Genomic DNA, 19,382 nt, shown 5'->3' with positions numbered 1-19,382 from the left:
CAAGGCCGGCGGCCCGCGCCTAGCCTGCGCCGCGCCTGGCTTGAACGCGTCCCCTTCTTCATTATGAAATGGGTTCTTAGGATAGGCGAGGCGCCAGCAAAAGGGGAGGGATATTGGCAGGCAAGCGCCAGGGCTAGCCCGCCAGCCGCTGCACGATGGCGGCCAGCGTGCCCAGTGCCCGCTCGATCTGCGCCGAGCGCGGCGTGCCGCAGTTGACGCGCAGGCAGTGGTCGAAGCGGCCGGCGTTGGAGAACATCACGCCCGGCATCACGCGGATGCCGGCCTGCAGCGCCTGGTCGAACACCGCTTCGGACGATACCTGGGCGGGCAGTTCCACCCACAGGTGCATGCCGCCGCGCGGGGACCCCAGCCGCGTCCCGGCGGGAAAGCTTGCGGCGATGGCCTGCGTGAACCATTCGCGCTGCGCGCACAGCCGGGTGCGCAGCCGGCGCAGGTGGCGGTCGTGCGCGCCGGAAGCCAGGAAGTCGGCGGCCGCCATCTGCGACAGCATCTCGTTGGGCCGCGACAGGCCGAACTTGAGCATCTCCACGCGCGCCTGCCATTTGCCGGCGGCGATCCAGCCCAGGCGCATGCCGGGCGCCAGCACCTTGTGCAGCGAGGCGCAGTGGATCACGTTGCCGCTGCCATCCCAGGCCTTGGCCGCGGCCGGCGGCGCATCGCTGTCGGCGGTGGCCGAGAAGCAGTCGTCCTCGATCAGCGCGATGCCGCGCGCCTCGCACCACTGCACCAGCCGCGCCTTGTGCGCGTCCGGCATGATGCAGCCGAGCGGGTTCTGCAGGTTGGGCACCACCGCCACCGCGCGGATATTGTCGTAGTGCTGCGCGGCCAGCTCCAGCGCCTCCAGCGAGATGCCGGTCTGGGGGCTGCACGGGATCTCCAGCGCGCGCATGCCGAGACTTTCCAGGATCTGCAGCAGGCCGTAGTAGGTCGGTGATTCCACCGCGATCACGTCGCCCGGCCCGGCCACCGCGCGCAGGGCCAGGTTGAGCGCCTCGGTGCAGCCGTTGGTGATGACGATTTCCTCCGGCGCGAGCTGCACGCGCGCCCGCAACGCCTGGCGCGCCAGCGCGGCGCGCAGCGGCTGGTAGCCCTCGGGCTCGACCGCTTCGCCGAACAGCAGCGGATGCCGGCGCAGCGCACGGGTCGCGGCGCTGCGCAGCGCCTCGGTCGGATACAGTGACGGCGCGCAATAGGCGCCGCCCAGGTTGGTATGCACATGCCGGTGCTGGCCACGCGCCAGCAAGCCGGAAATGCGCTGGTGGATGCCGACATACTGCGCCGGATCAGGCAAGGCCGCGGCCGGCTCGGCCAGCGCCGCCAGCGGCGAACGCAGCGGTGCCGCGACGAAATAACCCGAGCGCGGCCGCGCTTCCAGCAAGCCGTCGCTCTCGAGCTGCCTGCATGCCTGCAGTGCGGTGGACAGGCTCACACTGTGCAGCGCCATCAGCGCGCGCACCGACGGCATGCGGTCACCGGCGGCGAGCGTTCCGGATTCGATGGCGCGGCGGTAGTGGCCGGCAACCTGGCGGTAGAGCGGGGCGGATTCCATTGGGGGCATCGTGGCGCGGTTGGCCGCATCAGTACAGATACAGACGCGTGGCGGCTGTATCGTAACAGGGCTGAATTTGCTTGGCTGTTCCGGTCCAGGCGGTTCCGGGGTGTGCCTGCCGCGGATGAGATCAGGTCGATAGGCTGGAGTCCTGTGCCTGTTACCGGAGTCCTGCCATGCAAAGCGATCTCAACGACACATCAACCGTAGTGCCGCTTCTGGCCGGCCAGTGCCTGCGCCTGCGCGTGGCGGCGGGCACCATGCTGCATGCCGGCGCGGGTGAGCTGGAGCTGGCCGGGCCGCCGCAATGGCTGGCCGAGACCTGCTACGTACCGCGGCGGCGCCTGCGCGCGGGCGACACGTGGATCGTGCCCGCGCGCGGCTGGCTGACGCTGTCGGCAAGCCGTGCCGGCGCATTGTCGATCACTGACCCGCCGGGCTGGCTGCCCCGGCTGCAAGCCTGGCTGGCGTTGTCGTGGCGCCGCACCGGGCCGGCCCGACAGCCCGAATCCCGCCAGATTCCCGACTCCGCGCCCGAAAGCCTATAAAATTGCGCTCCGGCCGGCCTGGCACATTGGTGTGCCCAACCCCCCGGCCGCAGTTCTCGGGTTCCCCATGCTACGTCTAAGTGAAGTCAAACTCCCGCTCGACCATACCGAAAGCGACCTGGACGCCGCCGTGCGCACCAGCGCCGCGCAGATCGGTGTCAAGGGAGACGGCCTGATCGGCTATACCGTGTTCCGCCGTGCCCACGATGCGCGCAAGCGCTCGGATATCAAGCTGACCTACATCATCGATATCGAGGTCGGCGACGAGGCCGCGGCAATCAAACGCATGGCCGGCAAGCCGAACTGGAGCGTGACGCCCGACATGGCGTACCACTTCGTCGCGCGCGCGCAGGCGGGCAGCTCGCATCCGCGCCCGGTGGTGATCGGCATGGGCCCGTGCGGCCTGCTGGCCGGCCTGATCCTGGCGCAGTCGGGCTTCCGCCCGATCATCCTGGAGCGCGGCAAGGAAGTGCGCGAGCGCACCAGGGACACCTTCGGCCTGTGGCGCAAGAGCGTGCTCAATCCGGAATCGAACGTGCAGTTCGGGGAAGGCGGCGCGGGCACGTTCTCGGACGGCAAGCTGTACAGCCAGATCAAGGACCCCAAGCACTATGGCCGCAAGGTGCTCAACGAGTTCGTGCGCGCCGGCGCGCCGGAGGACATCCTGTACAAGGCGCGCCCGCACATCGGTACCTTCCGGCTGGTCAGCATGGTCGAGAAGATGCGCGCCGAGATCATCGAACTGGGCGGCGAGATCCGCTTCGAGACGCGCGTCGACGATATCGACATCGACAACGGCCAGGTGCGCGGCCTGAAGCTGTCCAACGGCGAATACCTGGAAGCCGACCACGTCATCATGGCGGTCGGCCACAGCGCGCGCGACACCTTCGAGATGCTGCACAGGCGCGGCGTGTTCATGGAGGCCAAGCCGTTCTCGCTGGGCTTTCGCATCGAGCATCCGCAGGGGCTGATCAACCGCAGCCGCTTCGGCAAGTTCGCCGGCAACAAGCTGCTGGGCGCGGCCGACTACAAGGTCGTGCATCACTGCAGCAACGGGCGGTCGGTGTACAGCTTCTGCATGTGCCCGGGCGGCACGGTGGTGGCGGCAGCTTCCGAGCCGGGCCGGGTGGTGACCAATGGCATGAGCCAGTACAAGCGCGCCGAGCGCAACGCCAATGCCGGCATCGTGGTCGGCATCACACCCGAGGACTATCCCGGCGGCCCGCTCGCCGGCATCGAATTCCAGCGCAAGTGGGAAGAGCGCGCGTTCGAGCTGGGCGGCAGCAACTACTGCGCGCCGGGCCAGCTGGTGGGCGATTTCATCGCGGGACGGCCATCCACGTCGCTGGGTTCGGTCGAGCCCTCGTACAAGCCCGGCGTGACGCCGACCGACCTGAGCACGTCGCTGCCTGACTACGTGATCGCGGCGATCCGCGAGGGCATTCCCGAGATCGACAAGAAGCTGCCTGGCTTTGCCCTGCATGATGCCGTGCTGACCGGGGTGGAGACGCGCACCTCGTCGCCGCTGCGCATCCGCCGCAACAACGATGACTACCAGAGCATCAATGTGAAGGGCCTGTACCCGGCGGGCGAAGGCGCGGGTTATGCCGGCGGCATCTACTCCGCGGCGATCGACGGCATCGAAGTGGCCGAGGCGGTGGCGCTCAGCATCGTCGGCGGCAAGGCCGCCTAAGCCTGCTGCAGGTAAGCCGCGGCGCCGAGCGCCGCGGTGCGCCCGCTGGCAAAGCACGCCGTCAGCAGGTAGCCGCCGGTGGGTGCCTCCCAGTCCAGCATCTCGCCGGCGCAGAACACGCCCGGCAGCGCGCGCAGCATCAACCCTTCATCCATCGCCTCGAAGCGCACGCCACCGGCGCTGCTGATCACTTCGTCGATGGGCCGCGGGCGCAGCAGCCGCAGCGGCAGCGCCTTGATCGATGCGGCCAGCGTGCCGGCATCGTGCATCGCTTCCTTCGACAGGCATTCGCGCAGCAGTCCGGCCTTGACGCCGGTGAGGCCGAGCCGGCTTTGCAGGTGGCTCGACAGCGAGCGCGCGCCGCGCGGATGCGTTACCTGCGCGCTGACATGTTCGGCGCTATGCGCCGGCAGCAGGTCCAGGTGGATGGTGGCGCCGCCATCGGCCTCGATGCGGTCGCGGATCGGCGCGGACAGCGCGTAGACCAGGCTGCCTTCGATGCCGGTCGCACTGATGACGAACTCGCCCTGGCGGTAGTGCGCTTGCCCATCGCGGTCGGTCAGGGCGATGGCTACCGGCTTGACCGGCTCGCCGGCAAAGCGCGCCGCAAACGCTTCGCTCCACGCCACATCGAAACCGCAGTTGGCGGGCCGCAGCGGCGCAATCTCGATGCCGCGCTCGGCCAGCCGCGGCACCCACGCACCATCCGATCCCAGCCTTGCCCAGCTGGCACCGCCCAGCGCCAGCACCACCGCGCGTGCCCGCATGACCGTTTCACCGTGCGGCGTGGCAAAGCGCAGCGCATGCGGCGCGCCGTCGTCCCAGCCCAGCCAGCGGTGACGCATATGGAACTGCACGCCGGACTCGCGCAGGCGGTGCAGCCACGCGCGCAGCATCGGCGCGGCCTTCATGTCGGTCGGGAAGACGCGGCCGGAACTGCCGATGAAGGTCTCGATGCCAAGCCCGTGCACCCAGTCGCGCAGGGCCTGCGGGCCGAAGCCCGCCAGCATCGGCGCGATCTGCGCGGTGCGGGCGCCATAGCGGCCGAGGAAGGCCGGCTCCGGCTCCGCGTGGGTCAGGTTCATGCCGCCCTTGCCGGCCATCAAAAACTTGCGCCCGACCGACGGCATGGCGTCGTAGACGGCCACGCTGGCACCTTGCGCCGCCAGCACTTCGGCCGCCATCAGGCCGGCCGGACCGCCGCCGATGACGGCAACGTCGACGCTGGCTTGGGAAGGGGAGGAAGTGGCGGAAGAGGGCATCAGGAGGCTCGGCAGGGGGCGGGGTGTTTCCGCCGCGGATTATAGAGCCTGCGGCAGCGCTAGAATGACGGTTTGCCGCGCATCGCCATCATGACCTCCGCCACTCACTCCGCAGACACCGTCATCGCCGCCACCCGCCACTGGCTGGAGCGCGCCGTGATCGGGCTCAACCTGTGCCCGTTCGCCAAGAGCGTGTATGTGAAGGAGCAGGTGCGCTACGTGGTCAGCACCGTCACCGAAGCGCCGGACGTGATGGACGACCTGGAGCGCGAACTGCGCCTGCTGGCAGACGCCGACCCCGACCAGATCGACACCACGCTGCTGATCCTGCCGGATGCGGTGGCGGACTTCCTCGACTTCAACGACCTGCTGTATTTTGCCGAGCGCCTGCTCGGCAGCCTCGGGCTGGAAGGCACGCTGCAGATCGCCAGCTTCCATCCGCAGTACCAGTTTGCCGGGACCGAGCCGGACGATATCGAGAACTACACCAACCGCGCCCCGTATCCGATCCTGCACCTGCTGCGCGAGGACTCCATCGCCCGCGCGGCGGCGGCGTTCCCGGATGCGGCGGACATCTACGAGCGCAACCAGGCCACCATGCGCCGCCTGGGCCACGAGGGCTGGCAGCGCTGGATGGCGGGCGAGGACGAGCCCGGTAAAGTCTGACTACGCAGCCGACACCGGCGCGGTGAAGAAGCGCTCGCGCATCTCTTCCAGCCCCAGTCTTTCCAGCACCTCTTCCAGCCGCTCGGCCGGGCGGCGGCGCGGCAGGTCCTTGTACTGCGCGATGATCAGCTCGTTCTTCATCGAGTGTTCCCAGCCCACCAGCTCGGTCACGCTGACCTGGTAGCCATGCGCCTCCAGCTGCAGGCAGCGCAGCACATTGGTCACCTGGCTGCCGAACTCGCGCGTGTGCAGCGGGTGGCGCCAGATTTCCGTCAGCGGATTGCCCGCCAGCAGCTTGCCCTTGTGCTTGCGCAGCACGCTGGCCACCTCGGCCTGGCAGCACGGCACCAGCACGATATGGCGGGCCTGCTTGGCCAGCGCAAAGCGGATCGCGTCGTCGGTCGCGGTATTGCACGCATGCAGCGCGGTGACGACGTCGACGGTGGGCGGCAACTGCGGCGAGGTGATCGAATCCGCCACCGACAGGTTCAGGAACGACATCCCAGCAAAGCCCAGCCGCGCAGCCAGCGCCTGCGAGGTCTTCACCAGTTCTTCACGGGTTTCGATGCCGAAGATATGTGAGTCGTCCTGCAGCGCCTTGAAGAACAGGTCGTAGAGGATAAAGCCCAGATACGACTTGCCGGCGCCGTGGTCCACCAGCGTGACGCGGCCGCGCTCGGCCTTGACTTCCTGCAGCAGCGGTTCGATGAACTGGAACAGGTGGTAGACCTGCTTGAGCTTGCGCCGGCTGTCCTGATTCATCTTGCCGTCGCGCGTCAGGATATGGAGTTCCTTGAGCAGTTCGATGGACTGGCCGGGGCGGATTTCGTGGGTATTTGACATGAGGGGGACTGCGCAGGCTGCGGGACGCGGCGCGTCCCGGAATGCCGACAGTTTACCGAAAAGTCCCGCAGGGTCCCCGAGTGACGCTGGCCTCACCGGTGCGGGGCGTGGCGTGATTGGCGCTTCCGCATCGCCGGCACGGGCTCTCGGCGGGCTCGATCGAGCTTGCGAGCTGCTGTCGGATAAATGGTAAAAGTATTAAAACTGCTGCATTGTTACCGCCACGGGATGCCTGCGTTTCTCCGGGCTCCTGGCGCTCGGCTCCGGCAAAAGCGCGGCAAATGGTCAGAAACCGACTGCCTTTGGCCACCAGCGGGCGGCGTGTTGCATCTCGACCAAGGCTGAATTCCGAAATCGGCAATGATCCTGAAACAACATAATTGACACGATTTGTGTCATGAATTCGAAATACGCAAATTTGGCAGACGGGATTGTCGGGATGAGGTGCCGGGCTGGCGGCGCAGGCCCGCGCGGCGGGTCGTCCGGCGGCGCGGCGCGCCGCCGGAACAGTGCCCTCTACTGCAGGGAAGCGCATTTCCCACCAAGAAATGCGAGGACTGAGGAAATGCCGTCGGTGGTGGCGGAGTAAATCATGAACCGCCCTTGCTGGCGGCTTTTAACCAACCCCGTCCTGACCAATTCCTTCAAATGGAATGTTACGGAAGAGGGAGTTAAATCGGAAGATGCGGAGATAATACCTGCCGGTATTCCTTCCGGTCCCGAATCGGCGAGCAGTAAAAATATCCTGAGCCGATTTTCCTGTGCTAACGCCCCCAGTATTTCCACTGCATTCTTTATATCCAGTTCTGCCATTTTTTTGCTTCTTTATTTTATGCCGCGGGCAGCTGGCAGGGGCGGTATGACTGCCCCGGTTCGCCTTGAAGTCCAGCAGGCAGGCCGCATGCGGCCTGCCGCCCGTGGCGCGGCTTGTCATCCGTAAATCAACGCTCAACAGCACCCCATTGCTGGCAATGTGCCGGTTCCGAGAATAGTTCGTATAACCTCCGCCCATTGTGAAGGATTACTTTTTGTTACATTCGGGGGAGTCCCTGGTAGGGTTATTTCAACGCTATTAAAAATATTGAAATTATTCCTCTTCGGCCCTAAGGAACCTTTTGATAGCATGCACGCCGCTGCTGCCGGATAACCGTTCGCATCAGCGTTTTCTTTACATATGGCTTCCATATGAGGCGCCTTTCATATGGCGCAACCGTTTCTGTGCATTCCCATGGAAGGAGTCGTTATGACATTCGCAAATCTGCGCCGCAAGGCGCGTCAGCAAGGTCAGGGCATGACCGAATACATCATCATCGTGGCACTGATCGCCGTGTCCGCGATCGGCGTCTATGCCATGTTCGGCCAGACCATCCGCAACCAGACCGCGGGCCTCGCCCAGGAAATGGCCGGCAAGAACTCGGCGTCCAAGCAGGCCATCAAGCAAGCCGGCAGCGCCGCGGACGATGCCAGCTCCAAGGCCAACCAGGGCAAGGGGCTGAACAACTACAACGTCGGCAACGACACGGGCAAGAACAACTAAGCGGCATCGCCGCCAGTTGCTTGCTGCGCTCCAGCACTCGCGATCCCGGAACATGGGCAAAACAGGTCTTGCGCATCGACGCAGCCGTCCCGGCCAGCGCGGTCAGGCACTCGCCTTCGCGCTGGTGTTCCTCGCCATCGGCGGGCTGGCCCTGTATCTCGCCTTCAATGCGAGCCAGCTGACCAGCGCCAAGACCAAGCTGCAGAACACGGCGGACGCAGCGGCCTATAGCGCCGCGGTGCTGCAGGCGCGCGACTACAACTTTGCCGCCTACGCGAACCGCGCGATGGTGGCCAACCAGGTGGCCGTGGCGCAGGCCGTGAGCCTCAAGTCGTGGATCGACGAGCTGAAGGGCACCTACACGGAAAACACCTGGATCGACACGCTGGTCAAGATCTTCTCCGACGGGCAGTTGCTGTGGACCACGCCCAAGCAACTGGGCAAGGCCGCGATCACGCCGGTGCGATCCGCCCTGAACACGCTGCTGCCGCCGCTGGTGACCGGGCTCGATGACATCATCGCCGCGCTCAGCATGGCGCAGCGCGCCTACCACGCGGGCACCATTGCCGCGGTGCCGCTGGTGACCGACGAAGTCGCCAAGCGCAACCAGCCTGATTCGACGGTCAGTTCCGGCTACTTCTTTGGCCCGCGCTATGGCGTGCAGCTGGCCCGCTGGACCAAGTTCACCACCGTGACCGATCCGCAGAATCCCAAGCAGGGTTCGGCCACCGGCAAGGACCGCTTTGCCGACGTCACCACCGACGGCACCACGCTCGACGGCTTTCTGAAGGACCGCGGCTCGCCGCGCTCGCCGACGGCGGTCCCGACTGCCTACAAGGGCTGCAAGGGCGCGGTGGTGGCCATCATGGTGACCGTCGTCACGCATGACGGCGGCACGCATCTGCGCCGCGACAAGAAGGGCTGGGAAGCCCTCGATGCCTCGCAGGCCAACGGCACGCTTGCCTGTGTCTGGGCCACGCCGGCCGGCCCGGTCGGGTTTGCGATTCCCACGGTGTCCAGTGTCGGGCGCGGCGGCGCGGCCAATGGCCCGGGCGGGCGCTATTCGGGCCGCTCCGGCTACGGTGGCTACAGCAATTTCGGCGGTTCGCTGCTGAACCCGCTGACGCTGATCGCCGCGCAGATGCAGTACTCGTCGGGCCCGGGCAAGACCCTGCACAACAAGCCCGCGGGGCTGCAGGAGTACGCCGACCTGAGCAACCAGCCCAAGCCCGGCACCGGGCCCGTGGACGATTTCAACCGCGCGCCCTCGATCACGATCGAGGCGCAGCGCCAGGACACTTCAGTCGTCACCAGCTCGCGCGTGCTGCCGGGCGGCGATCGCCTGACGCTGGACGGGCGCATGGCCGGCGGCATGATGCGCGCGCTTGCCAGCGGCAGCGCGTACTTTATCCGCCCGACCGACAGCGGCGGCATGGCGGGCGCGCTGCGCAGCGCGGCGGGGTGGCGGCGCGCCGATTCGCGCATCGAATACCCGAGCCTCTTCAATCCGTACTGGCAGGCATCGCTGACGCAGACCAGCGATCTCGAACGCGTTGCCGCGATCGCGGCACAGGGCAACTGAGGGAACGGACATGCGCATGCGCAGGCCAGCCAGGCCGAACCGGGCAGCCGGACAGGCAATGATCGAATTCGTGATCGCCGCGATGACGGTGCTTGGCGTGCTGTTTCTCGGCATGGCGATGCTGGGCAAGTTCAGCGACGTGCGCAACAAGGCGCTGATGGCCTCGCGCTATGCCGGCTGGGAGCGCACGGTCTGGACCGTCGACCCGGGCTGGCGCGCGTCGCACGGCAGCTTCGCCAGCAAGGGCGACGAAGAGATCCGCAGCGAATTCGTGCAGCGCGTGCTGGGGCACGACCAGGCCGCGCTGGCGTCGAGCGACCGCACGGCGCGCCGCCTGCCCGGCGGCATGGCGCCGATGTGGAAAGACCATGCCGGCGTCGACATGCTGCGCAACTATGCCGACGTGACCCTGGGCAGCGGCGTCGACGAAACCCCGGCAGCCACGCTCAAGCCGATCACGGCTGCCATGGGTGCTGCCAACGCGGTCAACGCCGGCTTCGACCTGGCCACGCGCAACCTCTACCGGGCCGAGGTGGGGTTGTCCGTCGCCGGCGACAACGCGGCCCTGCGCGCGCTGTGGCCGGGCTGGACCGGCTTCGGCATGCAGGATCACACCGTGCTGCTGACCAACGCCTGGACGCCCGAGGGGCGCAACGGCACGCTCGCCGTGATCAAGGAAGCGGTGCCCACCAGCAAGGGCGGCGTGATCGACACCGCGCTGACCGTCGGGCTGGCCGCCTTCGGGCCGGAAATCCTGAAACTGGACCTGGGCCGCATCCAGCCCGACGTGGTCCCCGCCGACCGCCTGGGGAGCCGCTGAGATGAGAGCCTGCATGCATGGCGTGCTGATGCGCTGCCTGGCCGCGCTGCTGCCGGCCGCGCTCGCCTGGTCCGCGGCGGCAGCGACCGCGACGGACTGCACGCGGCAGCCGGTTGCGCCTGCCAGGGCGCATGCGGTCGGCACCGACATGGTGGTCAACGGCCTGCCCACGCGGGTGCTGACGATGGAGTTCGCCGGCACCGCCGAAGCGGTCTCGGACGCGTGGCGCCAGTACTGGACGCGCGAAGGCGTGCCGGCGCGCGGGCAGCGCGCCGGCGGCCAGTACGTGCTGAGCGCGATCGACGGGCTTTGCCACTATGTGCTGTCGCTGGAGCCCAGGCCCGCGCCGGGCGGGCATGTGGCGGGCATCTTCTCGGTCAGCAAGCTGGTGCCGGTGGCGTCCGGCACCGGGCTGGGCGACCTGGGCCTGCCGCCCGGCGCCAAGGTCCTGTCGGATGTCCAGAGCACGGACCGCGGCCAGCGCGGGCGCACCCTGGTGGTCCGGCTGCCCGGCAACGCGCAGGCGGCGCGGCAGCGCGCCGCCGAGCGGCTGGCGGCGCAGGGCTGGAGTTCGGTGGTGCAGATGCCCGCGCCCGTGGCCGACGGTTCGGGCCGCATCGAGGGCCTCACGCTGGCCATGCAGCGGCAGCAGGAACGCATGGATGCCACCTTTGTCGACCGCGCCGGCCAGACCGACGCGGTGATCACCGTGGCACGGCCGGAGTAGCGCGATGGCAATCCGTAGCAGGCGCCAGCGCGGGCAGGCCGCGTTCGAATACATCGTCATCACGCTGCTGGTCGTTGCCGTGCTGGTCGCCGGCGGCGACAACTCGGTCATCAGCATGCTGGCCGCGGCGTTCAGGTCCTTCTTTCAGGCGTACAGCTTTTCCCTGTCACTTCCCTGACGCACCGCCACCAGGCGGCGTCTGGCCATTGCAAGCACATTCATGCTGAAGAAAATCAAGATTCATTCAATTATCGGGAATCCCTGGGTCGTCCTTGTCATCGCCGTGCTGGTCGCCGGCCTGCTGACACTGTGGATCTACCGCTTCCTGAGCGGGCGCGAAGCGGCACTGAAAGAGCAGCTGGCCGCACAGCTGAACGAGGGCCGCCGCGTGGCCGTCATGGTGCCGGTGCGCAATGCCGCGCCGGGCACGGTGATCGACGGCAATGGCTTCGCGGCGCGGGAGATTCCGGCCGACCTGGTCTACGAAGACATGATCCTGGCGAGCAGCTTCGACAAGGTGGCGAACCTGCGCCTGGTGCGCCAGGTGCGGCAGGGCCAGCCGGTGCGGCGTGCCGACGTGGAAGCGCTGCAGTCGCGCGATTTCTCCGACCTGCTCAAGCCCGGCAAGCGCGCCTTCACCATCGAGGTCGACATGGTCAACTCGACGGCCAAGATGCTCAAGCCTGGCAACCATGTCGACCTGTTCCTGATCAGCTCCACCTCGCCCACCGCGGCAGGCACCGACAAGCAGACCGCGCGGCTGCTGATGTCGGACATGCTGGTGCTGGCCACCGGCCAGGACGTGCGCCCGCGCGACTATGGCGAAGCCATGGCGGCGCAGGCCGCGGAAGGCGCGGAGGGCGTGGACACCAACCCGGATTACGACAGCCTCACGCTGATGGTGTCGCCCGAACAGGCGGCGCGGCTGGCGCTGGCGCAGAAGGTCGGCAGCCTGCGCGCGGTGCTGCGCAATGCGGCCGACAAGACCGCGACCCCGCAGATCGCGGTCAGCGAGCACGCGCTCTTCGCCGGTGGCGACGAAGCGGCCATCGAATACATCGTCGGTGGCCGTTCCGCGGGCGCCAACATGATCTCCAAGCTGCCTACCGCGCAGGACATCGGCAACGCCATTTCTTCGGCGCTGGCCAATGGCGGATCCATGGGCGGTTCCGCGGGCGGCATCGCCCAGGCCCAGCAGGGCGCCGTTGCCAACGCCGCCAACGCCATGGCGGGCCGGCCGGCCTCGCGTTGAGCGCGGCGGCCGCACGACATCGGATTATCCAGAACACCAACTGACGGAACACGCAATGGATGGGTCTTTCGCGCAGCGCGGCGGCATCGCCGGGCGCCTGCAGGCGGTCACGGTACACAGAGCACCGGACGGGAAAACGGGTAAGGGGGCGCGCCATGCGGTGCGCGGGGGTATGGCAGCACTGGCGGCAGCCGCGTTGGCCTCGGGAGCCTGGGCCGCCGAGCCCGTGACCACCGCGGCCCGCACAGGCGCGCAGCCGCCGTCGTACGAGCTGCCGGCGCGCTTTGGTGCGATCGAGCTGTTCAAGGGCGAGGTGCGCGCGCTCGAGGTGCCGGGCACCATCAAGCGCGTGGCCATCGGCAACGGCGCGCTGGTCAGCAGCACCGTGGTCGACGGCCGCCTGCTGCTGCTGGCAGAGGAGATCGGCACCACCAGCCTGATCGTCTGGAACGAGCGCGGCGTGGCGCTGCAGGGCAAGCTGCGCGTGGCGCCGGCCGATACCGCCGACGTGGCCCAGCGCCTGCGGGCGTCGCTGGGCAGCGTGCGCGGCCTGAAGATCGAGGTGGTCGGCCCCAGCGTGGTGCTGTCGGGCATCGTCGATCCGCAGATGGTGCCGCTGATCAAGACCGCCACCTCGGGCCTGGACAGCGTGGTCAACCTGGTGCGCGCCGACGAGGGCGACGCCCTGAAGAAGACCGTGCACTTCAAGGTGCACATCATGGAGATCACCCGGCGCGGCATGGAGAAGCTGGGCATTGCCTGGCAGCAGAGCTTCAACGGGCCGCAGATCGCGTTCGCGGGCAATCCGGTGCACACCGGGCGCTATCGCACGCTGCCGTCCACCGATGCGGCCACCTTCACCGATACCCCGAGCCAGGTTGCCGGCGCCGCCAGCGGTTTCTATCTCGGCATTGCCACGACCATCTTCTCGCGCATCAACCTGGCCATCTCCGATGGCGATGCCTACGTGCTCGCCGCGCCGGAGCTCAACAGCAAGAGCGGCGGGCTGGCCACCTTCCTGGCCGGCGGCGAAGTGCCGATTCCCAAGGCCGGCGCGTTCGGCACCACCGACGTCGACTACAAGCCGTACGGCATCAAGCTCAACATCCGCCCGGCGGTGAACGTCGACAACGTCATCTCGACCACGCTGGAAACCGAGATCAGCCAGATCGACCCGTCGGTATCGTTCGGCGGCTTCCCGGCGTTCCTGACGCGCCGCACCACCTCCGAGACCTCGATCCGCGCGGGCGAAACGCTGGCGATCTCGGGGCTGGTCAATGCCGACGCGTCCAAGGCCGTCGACAAGGTGCCGCTGCTGGGCAGCATTCCCATCCTCGGGCGATTGTTCCGTTCCGACGAATTCCGCAACAACAAGAGCGACCTGGTGATCTTTGTCACCCCGGTCGTCTATGACCCGGCCAGCCCGGAAAACGCCGCGCTGCTGCAGCGTGGTGCGGATGTCGATGCCAACTACCGCCACCGCTTCGGCGAGCCGAGCCCGCTGCCCGCTGCGAATGCCGTGCGCGAGCAGGAAGTGATGGAGCAGAAGCGGCCGCCGCTGCCGCCGCCCGGCGTCGACCCGATGAACGGAGGCTGATCCGGCCATGCTCAATATCCGCCTGCAGCAGCGCAATGGCAGCGCCGAGGTGATCCATGTGAAGGGGCCGGGCTGCACCATCGGCAAGGATCCCGGCTGCGACGTCGTCCTCAAGGGCCTGCTGATCGGCAAGGTCCACGCCCGCATCGAAGGACACAACGGCGGCTGGTATATCGAGGATCAGGGCGGCATTGCCTCGACGCTGATCAACGGCGACCCGATCACGCGCTATGGCCCGCTGGCCGCGGCCGACCAGATCGAGATCGGCGGCTTCGTGCTGTCGGTCGTGGCCGAGCCGGGGCGTGCGGGAGCGGGCGTGGCGGCGCAGCCATCGCCGCTGCAGCACCACGCCCAACCACCACAGGATGCCGTGGCGCCTCAACCGGCGGTGCCGGTGCCCATGCCTGTGCCGCCTCCGTCGCCGCCGCGGGAGGCGGTGACCCTGTCGCCATCGCCCCAGGCAAGCGAGCCGGTGCCGCGCGAAGCCGTGCCCGCACCCAGGCCGCCGGCACCTGCGCCGAAGCCAGCGCCGGTGGCCGCCAAACCTGCGCCGGCGGCGCCGCTCGACGAGGCCTTGCGCGCGCCCATCAACTCGCCGCGCGGCGTGGAACTGCGCAAGCAGGCGCACCAGCGCCTGATCGCTGCGCTCGACCTGCGCCGCGTCAACGTCGCGCGCATGGCCGAGGACGAGCTATGCGAACTGGTCGGCTCGCTGCTCGACGACATCCTCAAGGAGAGCGTGTTCCGCAGTCAGGAGATCCCGCTGGACGCGCTCAAGCAGAGCGTCTTCGACGAAGTGATCGGGCTGGGTCCGCTCGAAGAGCTGCTGGACGATGACGCGGTCTCGGAAATCATGGTCAACTGCCATGACGAGATCTTTGTCGAGCGCGCCGGCAGGCTGACGCGTTCGCCGGTGATCTTTACCGACGACCGCGCCGTGCTGGGCGCCATCGAGCGCATCGTCGCGCCGCTGGGACGGCGCATCGATGAAAGCTCGCCGATGGTCGATGCGCGCCTGCCCGATGGCTCGCGCGTGAACGCGGTGATCCCGCCGCTCGCCCTCAAGGGGCCGAACATCACCATCCGGAAGTTCTCGCGCAAGAAGCTCAGGGGCGAAGACCTGGTCGGCTTCGGCTCGCTGTCGCCCGAGATGCTGGAGTTCCTGCGCACCGCCGTGGAGCGGCGCGCCAATATCGTGATCTCCGGCGGCACGGGCTCGGGCAAGACCACGCTGCTGAACGTGCTGTCTAGCTTCATCCCGGATGACGAACGCATCGTCACGGTCGAGGATGCTGCCGAACTGCAGCTGTCGCAGCCCAACCTGGTGTCGCTGGAGGCGCGGCCGCCCAATATGGAAGGCAAGGGCGCGGTGACGATCCGCGACCTGGTCAAGAACTGCCTGCGCATGCGCCCGGACCGCATCGTCGTCGGCGAATGCCGCGGCGGGGAAGCGCTGGACATGCTGCAGGCCATGAATACCGGCCATGACGGCTCGCTGACCACGGCCCACGCCAACTCGCCGCGGGACTGCCTGTCGCGTCTCGAGGTGATGACGCTGATGGCGGGGCTGGACCTGCCGGTGCAGGCCATTCGCGAACAGGTCTGCTCGGCGGTCGACGTGATCGTGCAGCAGACGCGCTTCTCCTGCGGTTCGCGCCGCGTGACGCATATCACCGAGGTCAGCGGCATGGAAACGGGCGTGGTGCAGCTGCAGGACGTGTTCATGTTCCGCGAGGAAGGCTACGGTGCCGACGGCAAGGTCAAGGGGCGCTATGTCGCCACCTCGTATATCCCGGATTTCTACCAGGACCTGATCCGTCGCGGCATCCAGGTCAATACGGGCATCTTCACCGCCCGCGACGAGTAAGGAGGCCATATGAACCTTGCCCTGGTGCTGTGCGGCGCCTTCCTGATGACTGTGCTGATTGCGTGGGCCGTGCTGTCGCAGGGCAAGCGCTGGTTCGTGCGGCACACGCAGACGCTGGCGACCGAGGTCGAGGCCTCGCTGGCCGATCTCTTCATCTTCATCAACATGCGGCAGGTGGCCGGCATCTCGGTGGTGGCGGTATTCGCGCTGCCGCTGCTGACCTGGCTGGTGTCGCAGAACGTGTTCTTCGCGATGCTCAGCATTCCGGTGAGCCTGCTGCTGCCGCGCGCGCTGGTGAAGAAGATGCAGCGCAAGCGCCTGATGGCCATCGAAGACCAGATGCCGGATGCGCTGCTGATGATGTCGAGCGCGCTGCGCGCCGGCGCCAGCTTCCCGATGGCGCTGGAAAGCGTGGTGGCCGAGTCGCGCCCGCCGATCTCGCAGGAGTTCGACCTGCTGATGCGCGAAGTCCGGCTTGGCGTGGACCTGATGGATGCGCTGCGCAATATGGAGAAACGCATCCCGGTGCCCGACTTCCTGATGGTGACCGCGGCCATCACGATCTCGCGCGAGGTGGGCGGCAACCTGGCCGAGACGCTGGAGTCGGTGGCGCGCACGCTGCGCGAGAAGCACCAGATGGAAGGCAAGATCCGCGCGCTGACCGCGCAGGGCAAGATGCAGGGCCTGGTGATGACGGGCTTGCCGCTGTTCCTGATCGTGGTGCTGAACCACATGGAGCCGGTGGCGATGGCGCCGCTGTTCAATTCGCCGATCGGCTGGGGCACGCTGTCCGTGATCGCGGTGATGGAGCTGCTTGGCTACAAGGCGATCAGCAAGATCACCCATATCGATGTCTGACCGGGGCCGACCATGATGCTTGTTGTTGCCTTCGCCCTCGCCGCCGGCCTGGTCGGCGTGCTCGCCGCCACCACCATGGCCATGCGCCGCCTCACCGTGGCCGTGCCCGACGAGGCGCGCGACTACCTCGACCCGCTGCCGCCGTCGCTGCGCGCGGTCTGGCCGGTGGTGCGCTTCTTCGACCACCATTTCGTCTGGATCACGCCGAAGTCGCTGCGCGCCGCGGTGGACGAGCAGTTGCGCCTGACGGGCATGTCGTTCCTGATGACGGCGCGCCAGTTCCTGTCGCTGTCGATCGTTTCGGCGCTGGCGTTCTGCCTGCTGGCGGGCATAGCCATGCTGGGGCTGGACGTGTTCTCGCCGCTGCTGTTGCTTGCCGCCGGCGCGCTGGGCTTCTTCTATCCGCGCATCTGGCTACGCGACGTGCGCAAGCGCAACCTGCTGCAGATCACGCGCCACCTGCCGGTGTTTCTGGATTTCCTGACACTGAGCGTGGAGGCCGGCCTGAACATCAACGGCGCACTGCTGCAGGCGGTGGAGAAGGGGCCTGAGGGCCCGCTGCGGCGCGAGTTCGAGCACGTGCTGCGCGACCTGAAGTCGGGCCTGAGCCGCGCCGATGCGCTGCGCCGCATGGATGACCGCCTGCGCGTGAAGGAGGTCACCAATTTCGTCGGTGCCGTGATCCAGGCGGAGCGCATGGGCTCGGGGCTGGCCGCCACGCTGCGCTTCCAGTCGGAGCAGCGGCGCACCGAGCGCTTCCAGCGCGCGGAGAAGCAGGCCATGGAAGCGCCGGTCAAGCTGATCTTTCCGCTGGTGGTGTTTATCTTCCCGGTCACCTTTATCGTGCTTGGCTTCCCGATCGTGATGAAATTCATGCAGGAAGGGCTGCTGTGAGGCAGGCGCGCCTCTACCTGCGGGCCAGCCACGGCACGCTCGACACCGGCGTGCGGGTGTCGGTGGCGGCCACTGCGCGCGAACGCATGACGGGGCTGCTCAGCCGCGATTCGATGGCACCGGACGAAGCCTTGCTGCTGTCTCCCTGCGGCGCCGTCCACACCTTTGGCATGCGCATGGCGATCGACGTGGTGTTTCTCGACAAGCGGCAGCGCGTGCTGGCGGTGCACCCGAGCGTGGGGCGCCAGCGCGTGCGTGCCCACTGGCGCGCGTGCCAGACGCTTGAGCTCGGCGCGGGGCGCGCGGCGGCATTGGCGATTGCGCCGGGCCAGACCCTGGAAATGCGGGAGGAGGGGCCATGACGCACCAGCAAAAGCACGCGGCGCGGCGCGGGGCACGGGGACAGTCCGCGGTGGAATTCCTGATCATCGCGCCGGCGCTGCTGCTGCTGTGCCTGGGCGTGATCCAGTTCGGGCTGCTGTACCAGGCCAAGGCCACGCTCGACCACGCCGCCTTGCAGGCCGCGCGCGAAGGCGCCGTCGACCACGGGCGGCTGGCCAGCATGCGCAAGGGGCTGGCGCTGGGGCTGACGCCGCTGTTCGTGCGCTCCGCCGACCGTACCGCGCATGCCACCGGCTATGCCAAGGCCCAGTTCGAAGCCCGCACCCAGGCCAGGATCGACGTGCTGAACCCGACGCCGGCGGCGCTGCAGGATTTCGGGCGAAGCGGCTACTACGCCGGCAAGACCACGCGGGAGATCCCCAACGACAGCCTGATGTACCGCGCCACCAGCGCGGGGCCGTCTTCTGGCGTCAATATCCAGGACGCCAACCTGCTGAAGATCCGGGTCACGTACTGCTATGAAATGTTCGTGCCGTTTGCCGACCGCACCATCTACTCGCTGGTCAACGGCATCCGGAATTTTGTTGCAACCGGTTCGTACGGCGGCATGGAGGTCCCGACCACGCCCAATTTCTGCACCGGACGGGCCACGCTGGCGTCGGAATGGCGCATCCCGCTCGAGTCCGAGGCGATCGTGCGGATGCAATCGCCGTATCGCGGCAACTGATGCTTCCGCAGCCGCCGTTTTTGTAAGTATTTGTGAAAATTTGCCGGGATAGGCCCGAAGACACCGATGCCAGAATCGACAAGGTCGACAAAATTGCCGAAGCGGGGTTGTTTGGCGTTGCTGTTGTTGTGTAACCTCGGGTTCGTGCCGCGACCGGCGCTGGCGGCGATGGAGGTTTCTCGCTCCGAAGGCGTGCAGATCATCACCACGCGGCGTGCGCCGCCGGCGGTGAGCGGCGCCGTGCCGGCGTCGGCAGCGCGGGCTCCGGCGGCTTCCGCGCCCCAGGCAGCGGCACCGTCCGCACGCGGCAACGCGCCCGACCAGGCGCAGGCCGCCGTCGCGGGCGCCGCGCAGGCGGCGATTCCGAGCGTGGCGGCCAGCGATGAGCGCGAGCTGGTCAAGCGTGCGCTGGCCGAAGAGCAGCGCGGCATGAACGAGGCGATCGCGAACTACGCGCGCGCCAGCAAGGCCGGAGCCAGCCCGGAAACACTGGCGCCGCTGGAGCGCGAAGTCCGCGCGCGGCTGCAGAAGATCGACATGCTGATGCGCGCCCCGCATTGAGGCGCGCACCGGACCGGCCGGCATCACAAAAAGAAG

At 67.7% G+C, this 19,382-nt stretch carries 20 protein-coding genes; 16 read left to right on the top strand and 4 right to left on the bottom strand.

Translation table 11 applies throughout. The annotated features are described in order from the left end of the window. Positions 1 to 133: 133 nt before the first annotated feature. The gene (locus AC3WON_RS25195; protein WP_492352964.1) at positions 134 to 1,570 is read right to left on the bottom strand and encodes an aminotransferase-like domain-containing protein; all 1,437 of its coding nucleotides are present in this window, start codon (positions 1,568 to 1,570) and stop codon (positions 134 to 136) included. Positions 1,571 to 1,746: 176 nt separating this feature from the next. Here AC3WON_RS25195 and AC3WON_RS25190 point away from each other — a divergent pair, with 176 nt between their 5' ends. Both AC3WON_RS25190 and AC3WON_RS25185 read left to right on the top strand, forming a co-directional pair. After that, a complete protein-coding gene (locus tag AC3WON_RS25190) occupies positions 1,747 to 2,118 on the top strand; it encodes a hypothetical protein (protein WP_492320968.1) in 372 nt (123 codons plus the stop codon). A 67-nt stretch (positions 2,119 to 2,185) separates the two neighbouring features. Next, positions 2,186 to 3,811, top strand: a complete 1,626-nt coding sequence (locus AC3WON_RS25185) for an NAD(P)/FAD-dependent oxidoreductase (protein WP_492320967.1) — start codon at positions 2,186 to 2,188, stop codon at positions 3,809 to 3,811. Here the strand turns inward: AC3WON_RS25185 and AC3WON_RS25180 are convergent. Next, positions 3,808 to 5,073: a TIGR03862 family flavoprotein gene (locus AC3WON_RS25180; RefSeq protein WP_492320966.1), complete on the bottom strand. Its 1,266-nt coding sequence runs from the start codon at positions 5,071 to 5,073 to the stop codon at positions 3,808 to 3,810. The genes AC3WON_RS25185 and AC3WON_RS25180 overlap by 4 nt on opposite strands. A 90-nt stretch (positions 5,074 to 5,163) precedes the next feature. Here AC3WON_RS25180 and AC3WON_RS25175 point away from each other — a divergent pair, with 90 nt between their 5' ends. Then, positions 5,164 to 5,739: a DUF1415 domain-containing protein gene (locus AC3WON_RS25175; protein WP_492320965.1), complete on the top strand. Its 576-nt coding sequence runs from the start codon at positions 5,164 to 5,166 to the stop codon at positions 5,737 to 5,739. Here the strand turns inward: AC3WON_RS25175 and AC3WON_RS25170 are convergent, their stop codons facing one another. Then, complete coding sequence (locus tag AC3WON_RS25170) at positions 5,740 to 6,582, bottom strand: class I SAM-dependent methyltransferase (RefSeq protein WP_011614818.1); 843 nt, start codon at positions 6,580 to 6,582, stop codon at positions 5,740 to 5,742. Between the two features lie 516 nt (positions 6,583 to 7,098). After that, positions 7,099 to 7,395: an ArsR/SmtB family transcription factor gene (locus tag AC3WON_RS25165; RefSeq protein ID WP_010809205.1), complete on the bottom strand. Its 297-nt coding sequence runs from the start codon at positions 7,393 to 7,395 to the stop codon at positions 7,099 to 7,101. Positions 7,396 to 7,825: 430 nt separating this feature from the next. Here AC3WON_RS25165 and AC3WON_RS25160 point away from each other — a divergent pair, with 430 nt between their 5' ends. The 13 genes from AC3WON_RS25160 (at position 7,826) to AC3WON_RS25100 (ending at position 19,346) form a co-directional block, all read left to right on the top strand. Beyond that, positions 7,826 to 8,119, top strand: a complete 294-nt coding sequence (locus AC3WON_RS25160) for a Flp family type IVb pilin (protein WP_010809204.1) — start codon at positions 7,826 to 7,828, stop codon at positions 8,117 to 8,119. Positions 8,120 to 8,171: 52 nt separating this feature from the next. Further along, on the top strand, positions 8,172 to 9,701 hold the full coding sequence (locus tag AC3WON_RS25155) for a pilus assembly protein TadG-related protein (RefSeq protein WP_011614820.1): 1,530 nt from the start codon (positions 8,172 to 8,174) through the stop codon (positions 9,699 to 9,701). 58 nt (positions 9,702 to 9,759) lie between these two features. Next, positions 9,760 to 10,521, top strand: a complete 762-nt coding sequence (locus AC3WON_RS25150) for a hypothetical protein (RefSeq protein WP_492352963.1) — start codon at positions 9,760 to 9,762, stop codon at positions 10,519 to 10,521. Between the two features lies 1 nt (position 10,522). Then, entirely contained in the window at positions 10,523 to 11,248 is a 726-nt protein-coding gene (locus AC3WON_RS25145) for a hypothetical protein (protein ID WP_492352962.1), read from the top strand. Between the two features lie 4 nt (positions 11,249 to 11,252). After that, entirely contained in the window at positions 11,253 to 11,426 is a 174-nt protein-coding gene (locus AC3WON_RS25140; protein ID WP_010809200.1) for a hypothetical protein, read from the top strand. Between the two features lie 42 nt (positions 11,427 to 11,468). Beyond that, positions 11,469 to 12,500, top strand: a complete 1,032-nt coding sequence (gene cpaB / locus AC3WON_RS25135) for a Flp pilus assembly protein CpaB (RefSeq protein WP_058696948.1) — start codon at positions 11,469 to 11,471, stop codon at positions 12,498 to 12,500. 172 nt (positions 12,501 to 12,672) lie between these two features. Beyond that, the gene (locus AC3WON_RS25130; RefSeq protein ID WP_037024375.1) at positions 12,673 to 14,097 is read left to right on the top strand and encodes a type II and III secretion system protein family protein; all 1,425 of its coding nucleotides are present in this window, start codon (positions 12,673 to 12,675) and stop codon (positions 14,095 to 14,097) included. 7 nt (positions 14,098 to 14,104) lie between these two features. Next, positions 14,105 to 15,964 carry a TadA family conjugal transfer-associated ATPase gene (locus AC3WON_RS25125; RefSeq protein ID WP_492320961.1) on the top strand — a complete coding sequence of 620 codons (1,860 nt, stop codon included), beginning with the start codon at positions 14,105 to 14,107 and terminating at the stop codon, positions 15,962 to 15,964. Positions 15,965 to 15,973: 9 nt separating this feature from the next. Continuing rightward, positions 15,974 to 16,822: a type II secretion system F family protein gene (locus tag AC3WON_RS25120; protein WP_492311138.1), complete on the top strand. Its 849-nt coding sequence runs from the start codon at positions 15,974 to 15,976 to the stop codon at positions 16,820 to 16,822. Between the two features lie 12 nt (positions 16,823 to 16,834). Further along, the gene (locus AC3WON_RS25115; protein ID WP_492320960.1) at positions 16,835 to 17,716 is read left to right on the top strand and encodes a type II secretion system F family protein; all 882 of its coding nucleotides are present in this window, start codon (positions 16,835 to 16,837) and stop codon (positions 17,714 to 17,716) included. Beyond that, positions 17,713 to 18,078, top strand: a complete 366-nt coding sequence (locus tag AC3WON_RS25110) for a DUF192 domain-containing protein (RefSeq protein ID WP_492352961.1) — start codon at positions 17,713 to 17,715, stop codon at positions 18,076 to 18,078. The genes AC3WON_RS25115 and AC3WON_RS25110 overlap by 4 nt, the downstream gene beginning before the upstream one ends. Continuing rightward, positions 18,075 to 18,785: a TadE family protein gene (locus tag AC3WON_RS25105; protein ID WP_492320958.1), complete on the top strand. Its 711-nt coding sequence runs from the start codon at positions 18,075 to 18,077 to the stop codon at positions 18,783 to 18,785. The genes AC3WON_RS25110 and AC3WON_RS25105 overlap by 4 nt, the downstream gene beginning before the upstream one ends. A gap of 168 nt (positions 18,786 to 18,953) precedes the next feature. After that, positions 18,954 to 19,346, top strand: coding sequence for a hypothetical protein (locus tag AC3WON_RS25100; RefSeq protein ID WP_492352960.1), 393 nt, complete (start codon positions 18,954 to 18,956; stop codon positions 19,344 to 19,346). Positions 19,347 to 19,382 lie beyond the last annotated feature (36 nt).

It is taken from the genome of Cupriavidus sp. FW305-46 (assembly GCF_058787075.1).
Note: the sequence above shows the minus strand (reverse complement) of the source record. Positions and strands in the feature narration are given on the sequence as shown.

Excerpts from the sequence above, each read along its gene's own strand:
- AC3WON_RS25195 (WP_492352964.1), bottom strand. The coding sequence starts at position 1,570 with ATGGAATCCGCCCCGCTCTACCGCCAGGTTGCCGGCCACTACCGCCGC.
- AC3WON_RS25190 (WP_492320968.1), top strand. The coding sequence starts at position 1,747 with ATGCAAAGCGATCTCAACGACACATCAACCGTAGTGCCGCTTCTGGCC.
- AC3WON_RS25185 (WP_492320967.1), top strand. The coding sequence starts at position 2,186 with ATGCTACGTCTAAGTGAAGTCAAACTCCCGCTCGACCATACCGAAAGC.
- AC3WON_RS25180 (WP_492320966.1), bottom strand. The coding sequence starts at position 5,073 with ATGCCCTCTTCCGCCACTTCCTCCCCTTCCCAAGCCAGCGTCGACGTT.
- AC3WON_RS25175 (WP_492320965.1), top strand. The coding sequence starts at position 5,164 with ATGACCTCCGCCACTCACTCCGCAGACACCGTCATCGCCGCCACCCGC.
- AC3WON_RS25170 (WP_011614818.1), bottom strand. The coding sequence starts at position 6,582 with ATGTCAAATACCCACGAAATCCGCCCCGGCCAGTCCATCGAACTGCTC.
- AC3WON_RS25165 (WP_010809205.1), bottom strand. The coding sequence starts at position 7,395 with ATGGCAGAACTGGATATAAAGAATGCAGTGGAAATACTGGGGGCGTTA.
- AC3WON_RS25160 (WP_010809204.1), top strand. The coding sequence starts at position 7,826 with ATGACATTCGCAAATCTGCGCCGCAAGGCGCGTCAGCAAGGTCAGGGC.
- AC3WON_RS25155 (WP_011614820.1), top strand. The coding sequence starts at position 8,172 with ATGGGCAAAACAGGTCTTGCGCATCGACGCAGCCGTCCCGGCCAGCGC.
- AC3WON_RS25150 (WP_492352963.1), top strand. The coding sequence starts at position 9,760 with ATGATCGAATTCGTGATCGCCGCGATGACGGTGCTTGGCGTGCTGTTT.
- AC3WON_RS25145 (WP_492352962.1), top strand. The coding sequence starts at position 10,523 with ATGAGAGCCTGCATGCATGGCGTGCTGATGCGCTGCCTGGCCGCGCTG.
- AC3WON_RS25140 (WP_010809200.1), top strand. The coding sequence starts at position 11,253 with ATGGCAATCCGTAGCAGGCGCCAGCGCGGGCAGGCCGCGTTCGAATAC.
- cpaB (WP_058696948.1), top strand. The coding sequence starts at position 11,469 with ATGCTGAAGAAAATCAAGATTCATTCAATTATCGGGAATCCCTGGGTC.
- AC3WON_RS25130 (WP_037024375.1), top strand. The coding sequence starts at position 12,673 with ATGGCAGCACTGGCGGCAGCCGCGTTGGCCTCGGGAGCCTGGGCCGCC.
- AC3WON_RS25125 (WP_492320961.1), top strand. The coding sequence starts at position 14,105 with ATGCTCAATATCCGCCTGCAGCAGCGCAATGGCAGCGCCGAGGTGATC.
- AC3WON_RS25120 (WP_492311138.1), top strand. The coding sequence starts at position 15,974 with ATGAACCTTGCCCTGGTGCTGTGCGGCGCCTTCCTGATGACTGTGCTG.
- AC3WON_RS25115 (WP_492320960.1), top strand. The coding sequence starts at position 16,835 with ATGATGCTTGTTGTTGCCTTCGCCCTCGCCGCCGGCCTGGTCGGCGTG.
- AC3WON_RS25105 (WP_492320958.1), top strand. The coding sequence starts at position 18,075 with ATGACGCACCAGCAAAAGCACGCGGCGCGGCGCGGGGCACGGGGACAG.
- AC3WON_RS25100 (WP_492352960.1), top strand. The coding sequence starts at position 18,954 with ATGGAGGTTTCTCGCTCCGAAGGCGTGCAGATCATCACCACGCGGCGT.